Origin of the sequence: Ruoffia sp. FAM 26255 (assembly GCF_045528525.1) — a bacterium.
GTDB classification, from domain to species: Bacteria; Bacillota; Bacilli; order Lactobacillales; family Aerococcaceae; genus Ruoffia; species Ruoffia tabacinasalis.
The window spans coordinates 1-16780 of record NZ_JBGQQX010000047.1; the positions used below are offsets into that span (position 1 = coordinate 1).

Consider the following 16780-nt stretch of genomic DNA (forward strand, 5'->3'; position numbering starts at 1 on the left):
AGAAGGTTCATTTAGTTAAAATCTACTTCGAGAACGCACTATTTTGTAGAAAAATTCCCAATTTTTCCAAGAACGATTAATTTATTCAAGAAACCAGCTTAAATTATAGAGCTATGAATTATTCAGGTATTTTATATATTGATAAACTTAGATATTGCAGTTATTCAAACTTGTGTTATAATGTTAAAGTTGTATTAATAGACATGTTGAAAGGAGGGTTTAAAATGGTTTATTTAGATAATGCTGCGACGACAGCAGTGCGACCAGAAGTTCTGGAAGTGATCCATGATTCATTAATGAATGATTTTGGTAATCCATCAAGCACATATCGAATTGGAAAAAAAGTAAAGCACGCAATGATTCAAGCACGTAAACAGCTTGCAGAGCTATTAAATGTGGACGAATCGGAAGTTTATTTTACAAGTGGTGCGACTGAAGCAAACAATTGGGCGATACGCTCGCAAGCTGAGAAGTCAAAAGAATTAGGACAAGGGAATCATATTGTGACAACTGCAATTGAACATCCGTCCGTTACAAATGTAACGAAATATCTTGAGACACAAGGCTTTGAAGTAACATATATTCAACCGAATGAAAAAGGTGAGATAACAGTCCAGCAGTTCTTAGACGTTACAACCGATCAAACAATTGGTTGGATTGCGATGGCAGTTAACAATGAAGTCGGTTCAATTCTCCCCATCTTTGAGTTAGGTGAAGAAGCAAATGAGCGCAATCTATGGTTTCACGTTGATTCTGTTCAAGCAGTAGGGCCAATGGCTTATGACTATTCACAGTTGAAATGCACGACCTTTGTCGGTTCTGCACATAAGTTTAATGGTCCTAAAGGGATAGGTTTCTTAATTTATCGTTCTTTCCAAGAACATAACCATCTTGGACCCTTACTTTATGGTGGCGGTCAAGAGAATAAGATGCGATCAGGTACTGAGAATGTCCCTTATATCTTAGGGATGGTAAAAGCACTCGAATTGACTTTCGCTGAGCAAGAAGAATCATATAGTAAATATGAAAAGTTACACCACTATTTACTCGATGCCCTGAACGAACTTGATATTGAATTTGAAATTAATGGCGATATGAATAATCGAGTACCATATATCAATAATTTGTGGTTTAATGGTAATATAGCAACCCAAATGCTAATAAAAATGGATTTAGATGATGTTTATATCTCAGTGGGAAGTGCATGTTCCGCAGGGAGTCTAACTGAGAGTGACATTTTAAAAGCTTATTACCCCGATCAACCAGAACGGTGGAGCCAAAGTTTACGAATCTCATTCGGTTATCAAACCACGCGAGAAGACATCGATCAGTTTATCCAAAGTTTAAAGAAAATATCAGAGGGGAAGATCGATTTATGGCATTCAAAGAAACTGCAGAATTAAAAGGATTCAACCGTACATTTAGTGTGAGCCCAGAGGCACGTCCATACACTTTACGTGATAATGGCTTTACTGACACAAAAAGTGGGAACTTTATTTATAAAAGAGCACTAGACTCTACACATAAACAGGGTCTTGTATTAAAAGTAACTGTTGATAAAGGTCTAAAAGGACTTAAAATATCAACAGTGAACGAAAAAGGTCTAACTGCCGTAGATATTTCAAAATTAGATAATAATAGCATGGTCGTTGAAAAAGTGAATTTTATCTTTGATGGCTTTGTTGACCGTAATGTATTAAACGAAAAATAAAAACAAAAATAAAAGTTATAGAAAGGAAATGACAATGTCAGATAACAGCAATACTAGAGTTGTCGTAGGAATGAGTGGCGGTGTGGATTCATCCGTCACAGCATTGCTATTAAAAGAACAAGGTTATGATGTAATTGGGTTATTTATGAAGAATTGGGATGACACGGATGAATTCGGAGTCTGTACTGCAACAGAAGACTATAAGGACGTGGCTTTAGTAGCTGAACAGATTGGAATTCCTTACTATTCTGTAAACTTCGAAAAAGAATATTGGGACCGTGTGTTTGAGTACTTCTTATCAGAATACAAAAAAGGACGCACACCTAATCCAGATGTTATGTGTAATAAAGAAGTGAAATTTAAAGCATTCTTAGATTATGCTTTAGATCTCGGTGCAGATTATGTTGCGATGGGGCACTACGCACAGGTGAAACGTGATTTAGATGGAACCGTTCATTTATTACGTGGTGCAGATAATAATAAAGACCAAACATACTTCTTAAACCAATTATCACAAGAACAATTACAAAGAAGTTTATTCCCATTAGGGCATTTACAAAAATCAGAAGTACGTGAAATTGCTGAAAAAGCAGGCTTAGCAACGGCTAAGAAAAAAGATTCTACTGGAGTTTGTTTCATTGGAGAACGTAACTTTAAAGAATTCTTATCAAATTACTTACCGAACAAACCGGGTAGAATGATGACACTTGACGGAGAAGTTAAAGGTGAACATTCAGGTTTAATGTACTATACTATCGGTCAACGCCAAGGTTTAGGAATTGGTGGGGGCGGCGATTCTAACGAGCCATGGTTTGTCATTGGTAAAGATACTGAAACACAAACTTTATATGTTGGTCAAGGATATCATCATGAAAATCTATACTCTGATTACTTAGAAGCATCAGATTTAAGTTTCACTAGTCCTTTACCAGTGGACGGAACATTTGAATGTACAGCGAAATTCAGATACCGTCAACAAGACGTTGAAGTTAAAGTTGAGATCGATGCTGAAGCAGATTTTGCTACAGTTTACTTTAAAGAACCTGTTCGTGCAATTACACCAGGTCAAGCGGTAGTCTTCTATGATGGAGACGAATGTTTAGGTGGCGGAACGATTGATGCTGCATTCTCAAACAGCCAAAAAAGACAATACGTATAAGTAATAGACTGAAGAAGGTCAGAGTGATTCGTCACTCTGAACTTTTTTAATACCATAATATATTCGACTATTAAAGGTTAAGCAGTTTTTATTTTATTCGAAAAGAGTGTTAACAAGAATTTCATCGCCGGCATTCAAATTATTTCGAATCACATGCTCAAAATAATTAAGTGAACACAACCTTTATAAGACAAATAGCACTCAAAGAAGTTCGTGTGAGAACAACTTTGAGTGTTTTTTTACTATTCTTTAATTAAAATTCATCTTGATATAAATATGATAGGGCATATTGGACATACAATTCTGCGCTAACTTTTAAAGATTCCTCGACCACATTGATACAAGCATGGTAGTGAGGGTAGTCTGAGCCTTTAGAGATGTTGCGTGTTCCGACTGTCGCAAAGGCACTATTAATATAGTTCGTGTACTCACCAAAATCTTTGCCTCCCATTGTTGGTGGAAAGTCTCCGACTGAATCTTCACCGAATGAATTTCTTGCAATCGATTGAACTAACTGAGCGCTTTGTGTTTCATTAATTACAGAATCTAATAATCGATGATACTTAAATTTAACTGTACCACCATACATCGCTGCAGTTCTTTCAGCATAGCGCTTCATTTCTATTTCTACGATATCACGAGTTTTAGCATCAAAGGTTCGTACGGCACCTTCAAGCTTAGCATTCTCGGCAATGATGTTAAAAGGCACACCAGCCTCTACTTTACCAACATTTAAGACAGTTGCTTCCATCGGATCAGTCGCTCTAGAGGTAATGGTTTGGATATGTGCAATGTACTGAGACACCATCACTATTGCATCTTTAGTCATACGTTAACTAGAAAAATCTAAAAAATACCTCCAGTTACCCACCAATTCCCTCACAGAATTCCATCTTCTACACCATAATCAGATTTAAAAACATGTACGGATTATGATATGATACATGAGTTAGAAAAATTATAAGGAGGTGAAGTAAATGTCTCAAGGAGAAGAGTTAGTTGTCGGTGTCGTAGAAGCGATTTTTTTTGAGAATCCGTCGAACTTCTATAAAGTTGTCCGCATTAGCGTTGATCAAGATGAAACAGACTTATTGTTAGATGAAGAATTAGTCATTACGGGTATGTTTGCTTCACTTCATCTCGATACGGAATATCAATTTTTTGGAAAATTAACGAATCATCCCAAATATGGAGAACAGTTTGCTGTAACAAGATATCAACAAAAAGCGCCGACATCTTACGAAGGGCTCGTTGACTATTTATCAAGTAGCCGTTTTAAAGGTATCGGGAAAGTATTAGCGGAACGGATTGTTGATGAATTAGGCCAGGATGCTATCGATACGATTATATCGGACTCGAATGCCTTGAAAGACGTCACTGCCTTATCAAAAGCAAAAGCCGAAGACTTACGCGAAGGGCTATTACGCCATCAAGGGACTGAGCGTATATTTATGCAATTAAGCGAATGGGGCTTTGGTCCAGCCTTATCAGATAAAATATACCGAGCATATGAAAGCGAAACGATTACTTTAATTAAAGAGAATCCTTATAAATTAATTGAAGATGTTGATGGTATCGGCTTTAATAAAGCAGACCAGTTAGCAGAGCAATTAGATTTTGATGCTGAAGATATTAACCGGATTGTCGCAGGGATTTATGTATCCGTATTAGAGTTATCAAATAGCGATGGCGATACATATGTTCCTGAGGAAGTGGCTAAGAAAAATGGACGGAAATTATTAGAGTCGAGTCGAAGATACTTGATTTCTGATGAATTATTGGAGCGAGCAGTAGAATTAGCCGTACAAAACGAACAGTTAATGCGTTTAGTTGATAATCTAATGATACCAAGCTTATATTATGCTGAATTAAACATCGTTAAGAAAATCGATAATTACTATCAGTATGAACAAGTTGAACGCTTTGAAGAAGATGAAATCGATGAGGCGATTGATGAGGTCGTTAAAATCAGTGGAATTAATTATGATGAGAGTCAACGACAAGCTCTGAAAACATCTATTCAATCTCCAATTTCAGTGATAACTGGTGGACCTGGAACTGGGAAAACAACTTTAATTAAAGGGATTATCTTGTTGCATTCAATCTTACATGACTATGATTTAGAACAAGCAACAAAAAAAGTGGATGAAAATCCTGTATTACTTGCAGCACCTACAGGGCGAGCAGCTAAACGAATGGAGGAAACAACCGGCTTACCAGCCTCTACCATTCATCGGCTGATTGGCTTTAATCGTGATTCTCAGGTTGATGAATTTTATGCGGCCGAATTAGATGGTTCACTGCTAATTGTCGATGAAATGTCGATGGTCGATACTTGGTTGATGAATTGGCTTGTCCAAGCAATTCCGTATCATTTACAAGTTGTATTAGTAGGGGATAAGGACCAGTTGCCTTCAGTAGGTCCAGGAAAAGTCTTTAGTGACTTGATTGAATCTGATGTTTTACCCGTACTTCGTTTAGAAAAAATCTACCGTCAAGCACAAAATAGTACCATAATTGATTTGGCACATAAGATTCGACAAGGTTTTTTACCAGAAGATTTCTTAATGAAGCAACACGATCGGTCATTTATTCAAGCTCCGGCACAACAAATTGGTCATGTGTTACAACAAATTATTGTAGCGGCTAAGAAAAAAGGCTTTGATGCGACAAACTTACAGGTACTAGCTCCCATGTATAAAGGACCGGCAGGTATTAACGCTCTCAATACTTTATTACAAGAATTGTTAAATCCACCTAAACCGAGAAAACGGGAAATAAATCATTTTGATTCTGTGTTCAGAGTTGGAGATAAAGTATTGCAACTAGTAAATAATTCTGAAGACGGTGTTTATAACGGAGATATTGGACGCATTGAGGCAATACACTTTAAGAAAGAGACGGCTTCAAAAGTTGAAGAGATCACCGTGTCATTTGATAATGTTGAGCTTATTTATAAGAAATCTGATTTAGATCAACTTACATTAGCGTACTGCACTTCGATTCATAAGGCGCAGGGGAGTGAGTACCCTCTCGTTATACTGCCCTTGGTCGATATGCACTCTCGATTACTTCAAAAGGATATCTTATATACAGCTATTACACGGGCCCAATCTAGCTTAATTATGCTTGGAAATCCTGATAGCTTCTACAAAGCTGTGACAAGTGAAAAAGAACCTCGTAAGACCTTCTTAAGGGAATTATTGATGGTTCAATTTGACAAAGAAGCATCTGAAGATGAGGAAGATGAATTAGAAGAAAACTCCAAAGTAGAACACGAAGCCAGTCACCAAAACCCTGAACCAGAATCGATTCAAATGGAATTAGAAGAACAAATTGAAGAACCTTTAGAACTGAAGGAAGCGACAATCAATCAAATTGATCCAATGATTAATATGGACGGTGTCACACCTTATGATTTTATGTCTTCAACAAATTAAAATACAAAAGAGAGTCAACGTGCTCGTTCATGAACGAATACGTTGGCTCTCTCTTTTTTTATTTAGTCTTTAGCGACTGCTTTTCCTTGTAAGTAAAATGCTTGCATATCTTCTTCAGGAACCATACTACCACCTGTCGCCCAAGCGATATGAGTGGCTTTATCTAGTTTCGATTGAAGGTGATGATTTGCTAAGAAATCTTGACCTGAATCGGTTGTTAGCATGCGAACCACACCTACTACACCAGCTAGGGCAGCAGGTTCAAGTGAAATAGCCTCTAAATCAATCATTTTGCCTAGAAGGCGCATTGATTCGTCCTCTGTAAGGGTGTAGCCAGCATCGAAGTAATATTGCATGATGCGTGAAATAAGACCAGATGTGCGTGGCACAGCTAAACCATCCATAATTGTACGAGATTCTATCCCGAAATCATCTACTGTGACACCGTCAAATTCTTTTGTAGCTAAGCCTAAAAGCATTGAAGGCATCTGAGTTGGTTCAGCAAAGATACAATGAACATGGTCACCATAAATTTGTTTTAAACCAAAACTAATTCCACCCGGACTTCCACCGATACCACAAGGTAAGTAGACAAATAAAGGATGTTCAGCATCAACTTTGATGTTGGCTTCTTCTAATTGTCTTGCTAAACGATTGGCAGCAACTGTATAACCGAAAAACAATTCAATCGAATGCTCATCATCAACAAAGTAAGACGTTGGATCGCTTAAAGATTCCGCTCTTCCTTGGTTAACAGCTTCCGTAAAATTTGTTTGATGCTCAACGACATTTACTCCTCTTGAACGCAATAAATCTTTTTTCCATTGTTTCGCTTCAGTTGACATATGAACTGTGACATTAAAGCCTAATTTAGCTCCCATCACGCCAACACTAATGCCTAAATTACCAGTTGTTCCAACCATGATTTTATGTTGAGCGAAGAAGTCATTGAATTCGTCGTTTAAGAATTTTTCATAATTATCTTCAATTGATTCAAGTAAACCATTTTCTAAAGCAAGTGTTTCAGCATGTTTTAATACTTCGTAGATTGCACCCCGAGCTTTGATTGTTCCAGCAATGGGTAGGGTATCATCACGTTTTAATAAAAGTTTTCCAGAAATTGTTGTTTGATATGTATCTTCTAGATATTCTTTCATTGTATTAATTTCAGTAAATTCAGATTCAATTAAGCCATCATTGACAGCTGATTCAGGGAAAGCCTTGATAATAAAAGGTGCAAAGCGTTTTAACCTTTCCTCTGCATCATCAACATCATTTTTTGAATAAGGAACTTTCTCGGTTGCTTCATCAAACGGAATTTTTAAATTATTCTCCCAAAAAACAGGTTGAGCTGATTGGATTTTTTTGAATAAATCAGTTTCTAAGTATTCTTTATGTAAAATTTCATTCATAACTTTAAAACGCAACTCCTTCTAGTTAGGTAAATAAAATGGATAAGTTGATAAAGCCAAATCAATGTTTACTGGCTTTTGAGGTATGTCTTCTCCATCAACCTGACCTCTAATCGGATCAGTGATTTTTAACTGTAATTTTTGACCCGTATATCGATCTATATTATCAGATTCGTTTGTTTTTTTTGTAATTAACACTTTTATTAATAAATCGAAAATTACCGATAATTTTATATCGCGGTAGATGACAAGGGCAATTTCTTTATTTTTTGGTCTTGTTAATTGGTCTATATTAATTCCACCACCTAAAGTAGGGGAATTTAATATTCCAGCTAAACTTACATCATCATAGTGAAACTGATGATTATCAATACTTCCCGATACGGCAAAATGACGCACGCTATTTAAACTAAGCAGTACAGCCAATAAGTACGAAAGTTTTCCAAGACCCATTTTTGATAAAAAAGAATTTTTAATAAGATTTTGAGCTCGAAAATTGACCTCAGCATCGAAGCCAAAGCCCATATTATTTAAGACGACACCTTGTCGTTTAGTAATGTGGTTATTGTAAGTGAATATTGGAATTGAAACGGGCTTTTCTGAGAATAACATTATTTCAATGATACCTCTGACAGATAAGCCCTTTTGCCAGCTTCGATAAAAATCATTTCCAGTTCCAGCAGGAACATAAGTAACTGGGATATCAGCTTGGTTCTTGTGTAAAGTTTGAACCACTTCATGTAATGTACCATCCCCACCAACAACCATTAAATAATCCTGATATTTTTTGTGACCACGGTTAACTAGCTGTTCAGTCAAAACTTCAGCATGGGTCGAATAGTCAGTTAAGTAAGTAATGTATTCCATTTGGAAACTGTCCAATTCACTATGAACTTTTTTTAAGATGGTGTTTCCATCTCCGCTACCCGCTTCAGGATGACATATTATATGTACGCGATTTGTCATAAAGCACCTCGTAATTTCTTTATCAATTTGAGTTTAAACACTAAGACCAATTATACTCAAATTTATATATTTAATAAAGAATTACTTCTATTGTTATATTTTGTTAAGGATTTGACAATAGGTTTTTAATAAGAGTTAAATGAAAAAAGTGATTCTATTCTCATAGTTTCTCATAAAATATGATACAATATAGCGGACTAAATATTGAAAAATTAAGGAGTGTATATATGTCTTACAAAATGCTTGTTTTGGATATTGATGATACTTTATTAAATAGTAATCACGAAATTAGTTCGGTGACTAAAGAAAGATTAATACAATTCCAAGAGGATGGCTTTATCTTGGTGTTAGCAACTGGACGCCCAACGAAATCAGCGGTTCAAAAAGCCGAAGAATTATTGCTAGATCATCATAAATCACATGCGATTTCTTTTAACGGAGCTGTCGTTACAAGTATGGAGAATGCGCAAGAGCTATTTAGTCAACGAATGAACTTCGACGAACAAAAAGAATTGGTTCAATATATTCATGATACAGGCTTAGCATTAATTGCTTATGGTGATAATGAAGTTTATCTAAGTCGTGAGAATGATTACAGTCATATTGAAGGTGAATTAACTGGGCTAGAAACAATTTATGACAGTGACTATGCGAATAACTTAGAATCAGAAGAATTAAAATTTATCGCGGTTGGTGATCCAGAGATTGTCGCAAAACATAATGAAGAACTCCAAGGAAAATTTGGTAAAGCAACAAATGCAGCGACGTCAAAAGACTACTTCCTAGAATTTATGCACCGAGATGTTTCTAAAGGTCTAAGTTTACAAAGACTATGTGATCATATCGGTATAGATATTAGTGAAGTTGTGGCGGTTGGTGATGGGAATAATGATGCGCCAATGATCGAAGTAGCAGGAGTAGGTGTCGCGATGGGGAATGCTTCTGAATATCTGAAAGGTATTGCCGATGATGTGACGGGAACAAATGATGAAGATGGTGTTGTTCAAGTTCTAGATAAATATTTTTATTAAGAATGAATCTATACTGGCCATTTATAGTTGACATTAAACAGGCTAATTATGTATAATATAGACGATTTGAGACCATATCAGACTTAATAACAGAGACGTTTCAGTAGGTGAAAGAAACGACAAGGATGATGCTCCTCATGTATAACTAAGTGAAAATTTAGCGTAAGTCGGCGTTAACGGCAATTGAGATATAAGAACTTGAGTTGTTATAAGCGAGGTGGTACCGCGATTGTCGCCCTTGCATATAACGGCTCTTTTATTATTTTAAAGGGGTGTTTGGATGAAACAATTAACAAGTGCAGAAATTAGAGATTTATTTTTAACATTTTATAAAGATAAAGGTCATGATGTCCGTCCGAGTGCATCGCTAATACCAATTAATGATCCAACTTTACTGTGGATTAACTCAGGTGTTGCAACGCTTAAGAAATATTTTGATGGAACGGAAACGCCAGAAAATCCGAGAATTACAAATTCTCAAAAGAGTATCCGTACAAATGACATTGAAAACGTAGGTGTCACAGCAAGACACCATACTTTATTTGAGATGTTAGGAAACTTTTCAATCGGAGATTACTTCAAAGAAGAAGCGATTGAATGGGCTTGGGAATTTTTAACTGGAGAAAAATGGTTAGCATTCGATCCAGAAAAATTATTTGTAACTTATTATCCAGAAGATACTGAAACAAAAGAGTTATGGGAGGCTATTCCAAACTTTGATAACTCACACTTAGTCCCAGTTGAAGATAACTTTTGGGATATTGGTGCTGGACCTTGTGGGCCGGACACAGAAATTTTCTATGACCGCGGTGAATCGTATAACAATCTTGCCGAAGATGATCCAGAAAACTATCCTGGTGGGGAAAATGAGCGTTGGCTAGAAATTTGGAACTTAGTGTTTTCTGAATTTAACCATATGCCAGATGATACTTATGTACCACTTCCACATAAAAACGTCGATACAGGGATGGGATTAGAGCGTTTAGTATCAATTATTCAAGATACACCAACGAACTTTGAAACTGATTTATTTATGCCAATTATTGAAAAAATTGAAACGCTAACTGATGGCATTAAATATAGCGAAAGTAATGAAGGTAAAGTCAGCTTCAAAGTTATTGCTGACCATATTCGTGCCGTTGCATTTGCGATTAGTGATGGTGCTTTACCATCGAATGAAGGCCGTGGCTATATTATTCGTCGTTTAATCCGTCGAAGTGTGATGCATGGTCGTCGTTTGGGAATTACAACTTTATTCTTAAGTGATTTAGTTCCAACAATCACTGAAATCATGGGTGACTACTACGCAGAACTTAATGAGAAATTAGATTTCGTTCAATCAATTATTAAAAACGAAGAAGAACGATTCCATGAAACAATTGGCGACGGAGAGTTGCAATTAGAAAACATCTTGGCCCAATTGACAGAGGAAGGAAAGACCGTTGTATCTGGAGCGCAAGCTTTCCAATTATATGACACATTTGGATTCCCATTAGAATTAACCGAAGAGATGGCATTAGAAAACAACTTTACTGTAGATAATGATGGCTTCGAAGTAGAGATGGAGAAACAACGTGAGCGTGCGAGAGCAGCAAGATCGAAAGAAGAAAGTATGTCAGTGCAATCAGAAGCTCTACAAGCTGTCACCTCTGAATTTGAATTCGTTGGACATAGCCAATTATCAAGCAATGCGACAATCAAAGCGATCATTAAAGATGAAGAGAGTTTAGACCATCTTCCAATTGATGAAGAAGCTTGGGTATTCTTTAATCGCAGTCCATTCTATGCTGAAATGGGTGGACAAGTAGCGGATTCAGGTGGAATTTACGACGGCAGTGAATTAATTGCGGAAGTAAATGACGTACAAAAAGCACCTAACGGCCAATACATGCATAAAGTGAAACCGTTGAGTATGCGTCTAAATGAAGGCCAATCATATACGCTAGTCGTAGATGGTAAGACTCGCCTGAAAACAAACCAAAACCATACCGCAACTCACTTATTACACCAAGGACTAAAGACAATCTTAGGAGAGCATGCGAATCAATCAGGTTCATACGTTGGACCAGATCGCTTACGCTTTGACTTCTCACACTTTGGTAAAGTCACTGACGAAGAATTAAAACAAATTGAACAATATGTAAATGACTTTATTCAAAATGCCGTCGACGTTGATATTAACGAAATGCCAATTGATGAAGCGAAAGCTTTAGGCGCAATGGCATTGTTTGGTGAGAAATATGGCGATGTCGTTCGTGTTGTAAACATTGGGAATGAATCCATCGAACTTTGTGGGGGAACACACGTATCGAATACAAATGATATTGGTACCTTCAAATTAGTGAGTGAATCAGGAATTGGTGCAGGTATTCGTCGTATCGAAGCTCTTACAGGGCAAGCTGCGATTGAATACTATCAAGAAAAAGAAGCAATGTTACAAGCTGTTCAAGCTGAATTGAAAGTACAACAAACGCAACAACTTCTACCTCGTATTCACCAATTACAAGAAGAGTTGAAAGAAGCGCACTCAAAAGTTGAATCATTATCTACAAAATTATTACAAGAAGAGTCAGGTAATTTATTCAATGAGACTGAAGAAGTTGAAGGCATCACTTTTGTAAGTGTCGTTCAAGAAAATCAATCAGCAGACGGCTTACGTCAATTAGGAGATGTTTGGCGTAAAAAACAAGCATCAAATATTCTAGTGGCTGTTTCTAACCAAGATGATAAAGCGACTTTATTAGTCTTTGTTGATGATGAAACTGTCGCAAAAGGAACAAAAGCCGGAGACATTATTAAACCATTAGCTAAATTAATTGGCGGTGGCGGTGGTGGACGACCACAAATGGCTCAAGCTGGAGGGAAAAACCCAGCAGGTATTCAAGATATGATTAGTGCAATCCCTGAGGCAATAAAAGCAACAATTAAAGAAGCATAAGTTTACTTGAGAAAGAACAGATAGATTGGATTGAATAAATCGTTTACAATGCCATCTGTTCTTTCCTTGTGCTTTTTAGCTTTGATTGTGACAATTCCTTTACAAATTATAGCTTGCGAACGAATTTACTAAGTAATTATACGCAAAGTATGTTAGAATGTTGTTAACTCGAAGTACATCGCAAAAGATCTAAGATCGATGACTTTACAGATATGAAAGGTTTGGTGAAAGCGATGCAATCATTAGATGAAACAATACTATTCAAACTGGACGATATTAATAAACGCACAGTAAGAGAAACATTGGAGATAGTCTATAGTGCACTTGAAGAAAAAGGGTATGATCCAATTAATCAAATAGTTGGTTATTTACTTTCAGGAGATCCTGCATATATCCCTCGTCACCGCGATGCACGTAACTTAATACGTCGTCATGAACGAGATGAAATTATGGAGAAGTTAGTAGAATTCTATCTAACACAAGAAGAGAGTTAATGAGCAAATATCAAAGAGCTATGGGTCTAGATGTTGGTTCAAAGACAGTCGGAGTCGCACTCAGTGATTTACTTGGCTGGACTGCCCAAGGGTTAGAAACGATTAGAATTGATGAAGATGCGAATGAATTTGGAATTGAACGTCTGAGTGAAATTATTAAATCAGAGAATGTCAATACAGTTGTCATTGGATTTCCAAAGAATATGAATAACTCCATTGGTCCAAGAGCAGAGGCTTCCATGAGATACGGTGAACTTGTTAAAGAGCATCATCCAGACGTAGAGGTCGTGTATCAAGATGAGCGATTAACAACTTCTCAAGCAGAAAAGATGTTAATTAACGAGGGAAATGTTTCCCGTAAGAAACGCAAAAAAGTTATTGATAAAGTCGCAGCAGTCATCATTTTACAAAACTATTTAGATTCAAAACCACAACTATGATTTAAGGAGATTACTAAATATGGAAAACGAACACAATCATGAGCACCACAACGAACATGAATATATTACAATCTTTGACGAAGAAGGAAATGAAACGCTACACGAAATTTTATTTACTTTCGATTCAGAAGATTTCCAAAAAAGCTATGTTTTAGTTTATCCAGCTGGAACAAATGAGGAAGAAGATGTTGAATTACAAGCATTTTCATACACAGAAGCTGAAGATGGATCAACAGGAGCTTTACAACCAATCCAATCTGAAGAAGAATGGGATATGGTTGAGGAAGTTCTTAATACATTCTTGTTAGATGAAGATGAGTAATTTAAGATAACAGAATGATTTACAATACGTCACACTTTTACCTTATGGTAGATGTGTGATGTTTTTGTAATAGAAGTATTATGGTAATAGTAATGCTTATTTGTTATAATCTTTCAATAAAATGTTCTACATAAAGGAGAAACTATGTCAAAAGAATCTTGGGAAGATATTAAACTACGCGCCAAGGAAACTGAGACCGAAAGAGTGAAAGAGCGATTGTGGACAAACCGAATCGTTCGCATTATTATTTTACTAATTGTGTTAATTGTATTGGGTACGGCTATATTTGGTTATTTCTATGTAACGAGAGCATTAAGTCCGGTGAATTCGGATAATGATCAACTTGTAGAAGTGACGATACCCTTTGATAGTACTTCAGATGATGTCGCGAATATACTTGAAGAGAATGGGATTGTCCGTCATGCGGATATCTTTGGAATTTATATGAAAGCCAATAATGAAGAAGCACTTCAAGCAGGTCATTATGAATTTTCACCATCGATGGATGCACAACAAGTTCTAACGACGATTCAAGAAGGCGGGGAACCAATCTTTGTTGATGCGGATACAACCATCACAGTGATTGAAGGAGCAACTATTGACGAAATTGCTACCCTAGTTAACGAGAATACAGCAATTACAGAAGAAGAGTTTATGGATACTATTCAAGATGAGGAATTCATAACAAATCTTCAAAGCCAATTCCCATCACTTTTAGAAGAAGTGACGCAATTAGAAGGCTTAAAATATACTTTAGAGGGTTACTTATTCCCAGCAACTTATGATTACTTTGCTGGAATGACGGCGCAAGAATTAATTACAGAAATGGTGAGTGCTGCGAATTTAAATTATCAACGATTAGTGGATGATTTAACGAATACGTACCTTTCTTATCATGAAGTATTATCACTTGCATCAATTATTGAACGAGAAGCAATTACGGAAGAAGATCGTGGTCTTGTTTCAGGTGTGTTCTATAATCGTCTAGAAGTAGGTATGCCACTTCAATCGGATGTAACGGTCTTATATGCTTTAGGTGAGCATCGAGAATTTGTAACTTATACAGACTTAGAAGTAGATTCGCCATATAACTTATACATGTATGACGGATTAACACCCGGTCCGATTGGAACACCAAGTTACCAAGCGATTGTTGCTGCAATCTATCCTACATGGAATGATTATTATTACTTCGTGGCTGATATTGATACGCAAGAAATATATTATTCAAGCACAATTGAAGAACACGACGCGTTAGTTGAAGAATTTGTGAATAGTCGACAAGCTTCCATCGAAGCAGAAGCCGGCGAAGATGAAAGTACAACAGATGAAGAAGCTGCAGAGATTGAGGAAACTGAGGAAGTTGTTGACGAACCAGTTGAGTAAGACTGAAACTCAATTTGTCAGTTATAATTAAACATAGAAAGCGAGATTGTTTATGGGGACGAAACCAGTAGTAATTGGCGTTTCCGGTGGTTCAGGAAGTGGAAAATCGAGTGTAAGTAGCCGAATATTAGAAACTTTTGAAGGACTATCAGTAATGTTGTTACAACAAGATTATTATTATAAAAATCAAAGTGACCTTCCACTAGAAGAGAGATTGAAGACAAATTATGATCATCCATTAGCATTTGATAATGATTTATTTTACAATCATCTGGTGACATTAATTGAAGGTGGTTCAATTGAGAAACCAATTTATGATTTTACAAATCATACACGCAGTAATGAAACGGAATATGAAGTTTCACGTGATGTTATAATCGTTGAAGGAATTTTAATATTAGACGATAAACGTATCCGAGACTTAATGGATATTAAAGTGTATGTAGATACTGACGACGATATTCGCTTGGCTAGACGAATCCTTCGTGATATTAATGAACGAGGTAGAACGGTTGAGTCAGTGATTAAGCAATACGTAGAGGTCGTGAAACCGATGTTCCATCAATTCATTGAACCTACGAAACGTTATGCTGATATCATCGTGCCAGAAGGTGGCTACAATCAAGTTGCGATTGATTTATTAACAACGAAGATTGGAACAATCTTGAATCAAAAATAATTACATAAACGATCGTGATTAGCGGTAAATTACGATCGTTTATTATTCTTTTATATAAAAAATAAAAATTTAGATTGAAAAATAGTAAATAACGTGCTATCTTATTTATACCGTTTCAAGAAGGAGAGAATAACATGGATCAAAAAGTCTATCCAATGACTTTATCAGGTAAAGAAAAATTAGAACAAGAATTAGAAGATTTAAAAGTCAATAAACGTAAAGAAATTATTGAACGTATTAAAATTGCAAGAAGCTTTGGGGATTTATCAGAGAACTCTGAGTATGAATCAGCTAAAGATGAGCAAGCTTTTGTGGAAGGTCGTATTTCAAGTATTGAAAATATGATTCGTTTCGCAGAAATTATTGATGATAAAGACGTTGCTAAAGACGAAGTTTCATTAGGTCGTAAAGTGACGTTTGTTGAAGTACCAGATGGCGACGAAGAAACTTATACAATTGTTGGTAGTGCAGAAGCTGACCCATTAGAATATAAAATTTCTAATGACTCACCGATTGCCCAAGCAATTTTAGGTAAAAAATTAAATGATGTTGTTTCGATTCAAACGCCAGGCGGATCTTTTGATGTTAAAATCATCAAAATTGAAGCAGCTGATGAATAGTCTTGAATAGTTAAGTATTAATAAGTCTGTCTTTTTATAAGGCAGACTTATTTTTTTATGTGCGCCCGGCATGGGCGATAACTTGGTGGTGAAAGTCCACTACAGACTTGGCAGTAGGAACTGTTAGCTAAAGGCAAGGGTGTCCACCGTGAGGTGGAATCTGAAGGAAGCCGGAGGCAAAC

Annotated in this window: 15 protein-coding genes; 12 read left to right on the plus strand and 3 right to left on the minus strand. The window is 36.4% G+C overall.

Annotation, left to right across the window (positions count from 1 at the left end; all coding sequences use genetic code 11):
• Nucleotides 1-224: 224 nt before the first annotated feature.
• From ACEN31_RS08880 to mnmA, 3 genes are read left to right on the plus strand one after another with little or no spacing between them, the layout of a single operon-like run.
• Nucleotides 225-1403: a cysteine desulfurase family protein gene (locus ACEN31_RS08880; RefSeq protein WP_407109215.1), complete on the plus strand. Its 1179-nt coding sequence runs from the start codon at nucleotides 225-227 to the stop codon at nucleotides 1401-1403.
• On the plus strand, nucleotides 1376-1711 hold the full coding sequence (locus ACEN31_RS08885; RefSeq protein WP_407109216.1) for a cysteine desulfurase: 336 nt from the start codon (nucleotides 1376-1378) through the stop codon (nucleotides 1709-1711). Before ACEN31_RS08880 ends, ACEN31_RS08885 begins: the two co-directional genes overlap by 28 nt.
• 34 nt (nucleotides 1712-1745) lie before the next feature.
• Nucleotides 1746-2870 carry a tRNA 2-thiouridine(34) synthase MnmA gene (gene mnmA, locus ACEN31_RS08890; RefSeq protein WP_407090283.1) on the plus strand — a complete coding sequence of 375 codons (1125 nt, stop codon included), beginning with the start codon at nucleotides 1746-1748 and terminating at the stop codon, nucleotides 2868-2870.
• Between the two features lie 253 nt (nucleotides 2871-3123).
• On the opposite strand, the gene ACEN31_RS08895 is transcribed toward mnmA, so the two are convergent.
• The gene (locus ACEN31_RS08895; RefSeq protein WP_138404637.1) at nucleotides 3124-3699 is read right to left on the minus strand and encodes a peptidase dimerization domain-containing protein; all 576 of its coding nucleotides are present in this window, start codon (nucleotides 3697-3699) and stop codon (nucleotides 3124-3126) included.
• A 148-nt stretch (nucleotides 3700-3847) separates the two neighbouring features.
• Between ACEN31_RS08895 and ACEN31_RS08900 the strand changes: the two genes are divergently transcribed.
• Nucleotides 3848-6310 carry an ATP-dependent RecD-like DNA helicase gene (locus tag ACEN31_RS08900; protein WP_407109217.1) on the plus strand — a complete coding sequence of 821 codons (2463 nt, stop codon included), beginning with the start codon at nucleotides 3848-3850 and terminating at the stop codon, nucleotides 6308-6310.
• A 62-nt stretch (nucleotides 6311-6372) separates the two neighbouring features.
• Here the strand turns inward: ACEN31_RS08900 and ACEN31_RS08905 are convergent, their stop codons facing one another.
• Nucleotides 6373-7722: a D-serine ammonia-lyase gene (locus tag ACEN31_RS08905; RefSeq protein ID WP_407109218.1), complete on the minus strand. Its 1350-nt coding sequence runs from the start codon at nucleotides 7720-7722 to the stop codon at nucleotides 6373-6375.
• A 21-nt stretch (nucleotides 7723-7743) separates the two neighbouring features.
• Nucleotides 7744-8688: a diacylglycerol/lipid kinase family protein gene (locus ACEN31_RS08910; RefSeq protein ID WP_407109219.1), complete on the minus strand. Its 945-nt coding sequence runs from the start codon at nucleotides 8686-8688 to the stop codon at nucleotides 7744-7746.
• 227 nt (nucleotides 8689-8915) lie between these two features.
• Here ACEN31_RS08910 and ACEN31_RS08915 point away from each other — a divergent pair, with 227 nt between their 5' ends.
• The 8 genes from ACEN31_RS08915 (at nucleotide 8916) to greA (ending at nucleotide 16598) form a co-directional block, all read left to right on the plus strand.
• The gene (locus ACEN31_RS08915) at nucleotides 8916-9719 is read left to right on the plus strand and encodes a Cof-type HAD-IIB family hydrolase (protein WP_407109220.1); all 804 of its coding nucleotides are present in this window, start codon (nucleotides 8916-8918) and stop codon (nucleotides 9717-9719) included.
• A 280-nt stretch (nucleotides 9720-9999) separates the two neighbouring features.
• Nucleotides 10000-12657, plus strand: a complete 2658-nt coding sequence (gene alaS, locus ACEN31_RS08920) for an alanine--tRNA ligase (protein WP_407109221.1) — start codon at nucleotides 10000-10002, stop codon at nucleotides 12655-12657.
• 233 nt (nucleotides 12658-12890) lie between these two features.
• Nucleotides 12891-13151: an IreB family regulatory phosphoprotein gene (locus ACEN31_RS08925; protein WP_138404643.1), complete on the plus strand. Its 261-nt coding sequence runs from the start codon at nucleotides 12891-12893 to the stop codon at nucleotides 13149-13151.
• On the plus strand, nucleotides 13151-13591 hold the full coding sequence (gene ruvX, locus ACEN31_RS08930) for a Holliday junction resolvase RuvX (protein WP_138404644.1): 441 nt from the start codon (nucleotides 13151-13153) through the stop codon (nucleotides 13589-13591). Before ACEN31_RS08925 ends, ruvX begins: the two co-directional genes overlap by 1 nt.
• 19 nt (nucleotides 13592-13610) lie before the next feature.
• On the plus strand, nucleotides 13611-13913 hold the full coding sequence (locus ACEN31_RS08935; protein WP_138404645.1) for a DUF1292 domain-containing protein: 303 nt from the start codon (nucleotides 13611-13613) through the stop codon (nucleotides 13911-13913).
• Between the two features lie 144 nt (nucleotides 13914-14057).
• On the plus strand, nucleotides 14058-15299 hold the full coding sequence (mltG, locus tag ACEN31_RS08940; protein WP_407109222.1) for an endolytic transglycosylase MltG: 1242 nt from the start codon (nucleotides 14058-14060) through the stop codon (nucleotides 15297-15299).
• A gap of 52 nt (nucleotides 15300-15351) precedes the next feature.
• On the plus strand, nucleotides 15352-15978 hold the full coding sequence (udk, locus tag ACEN31_RS08945; protein WP_138404647.1) for a uridine kinase: 627 nt from the start codon (nucleotides 15352-15354) through the stop codon (nucleotides 15976-15978).
• Between the two features lie 134 nt (nucleotides 15979-16112).
• Nucleotides 16113-16598 carry a transcription elongation factor GreA gene (greA, locus tag ACEN31_RS08950; RefSeq protein WP_138404648.1) on the plus strand — a complete coding sequence of 162 codons (486 nt, stop codon included), beginning with the start codon at nucleotides 16113-16115 and terminating at the stop codon, nucleotides 16596-16598.
• Nucleotides 16599-16780 lie beyond the last annotated feature (182 nt).

Excerpts from the sequence above, each read along its gene's own strand:
- ACEN31_RS08880 (WP_407109215.1), top strand. The coding sequence starts at position 225 with ATGGTTTATTTAGATAATGCTGCGACGACAGCAGTGCGACCAGAAGTT.
- ACEN31_RS08885 (WP_407109216.1), top strand. The coding sequence starts at position 1,376 with ATGGCATTCAAAGAAACTGCAGAATTAAAAGGATTCAACCGTACATTT.
- mnmA (WP_407090283.1), top strand. The coding sequence starts at position 1,746 with ATGTCAGATAACAGCAATACTAGAGTTGTCGTAGGAATGAGTGGCGGT.
- ACEN31_RS08895 (WP_138404637.1), bottom strand. The coding sequence starts at position 3,699 with ATGACTAAAGATGCAATAGTGATGGTGTCTCAGTACATTGCACATATC.
- ACEN31_RS08900 (WP_407109217.1), top strand. The coding sequence starts at position 3,848 with ATGTCTCAAGGAGAAGAGTTAGTTGTCGGTGTCGTAGAAGCGATTTTT.
- ACEN31_RS08905 (WP_407109218.1), bottom strand. The coding sequence starts at position 7,722 with ATGAATGAAATTTTACATAAAGAATACTTAGAAACTGATTTATTCAAA.
- ACEN31_RS08910 (WP_407109219.1), bottom strand. The coding sequence starts at position 8,688 with ATGACAAATCGCGTACATATAATATGTCATCCTGAAGCGGGTAGCGGA.
- ACEN31_RS08915 (WP_407109220.1), top strand. The coding sequence starts at position 8,916 with ATGTCTTACAAAATGCTTGTTTTGGATATTGATGATACTTTATTAAAT.
- alaS (WP_407109221.1), top strand. The coding sequence starts at position 10,000 with ATGAAACAATTAACAAGTGCAGAAATTAGAGATTTATTTTTAACATTT.
- ACEN31_RS08925 (WP_138404643.1), top strand. The coding sequence starts at position 12,891 with ATGCAATCATTAGATGAAACAATACTATTCAAACTGGACGATATTAAT.
- ruvX (WP_138404644.1), top strand. The coding sequence starts at position 13,151 with ATGAGCAAATATCAAAGAGCTATGGGTCTAGATGTTGGTTCAAAGACA.
- ACEN31_RS08935 (WP_138404645.1), top strand. The coding sequence starts at position 13,611 with ATGGAAAACGAACACAATCATGAGCACCACAACGAACATGAATATATT.
- mltG (WP_407109222.1), top strand. The coding sequence starts at position 14,058 with ATGTCAAAAGAATCTTGGGAAGATATTAAACTACGCGCCAAGGAAACT.
- udk (WP_138404647.1), top strand. The coding sequence starts at position 15,352 with ATGGGGACGAAACCAGTAGTAATTGGCGTTTCCGGTGGTTCAGGAAGT.
- greA (WP_138404648.1), top strand. The coding sequence starts at position 16,113 with ATGGATCAAAAAGTCTATCCAATGACTTTATCAGGTAAAGAAAAATTA.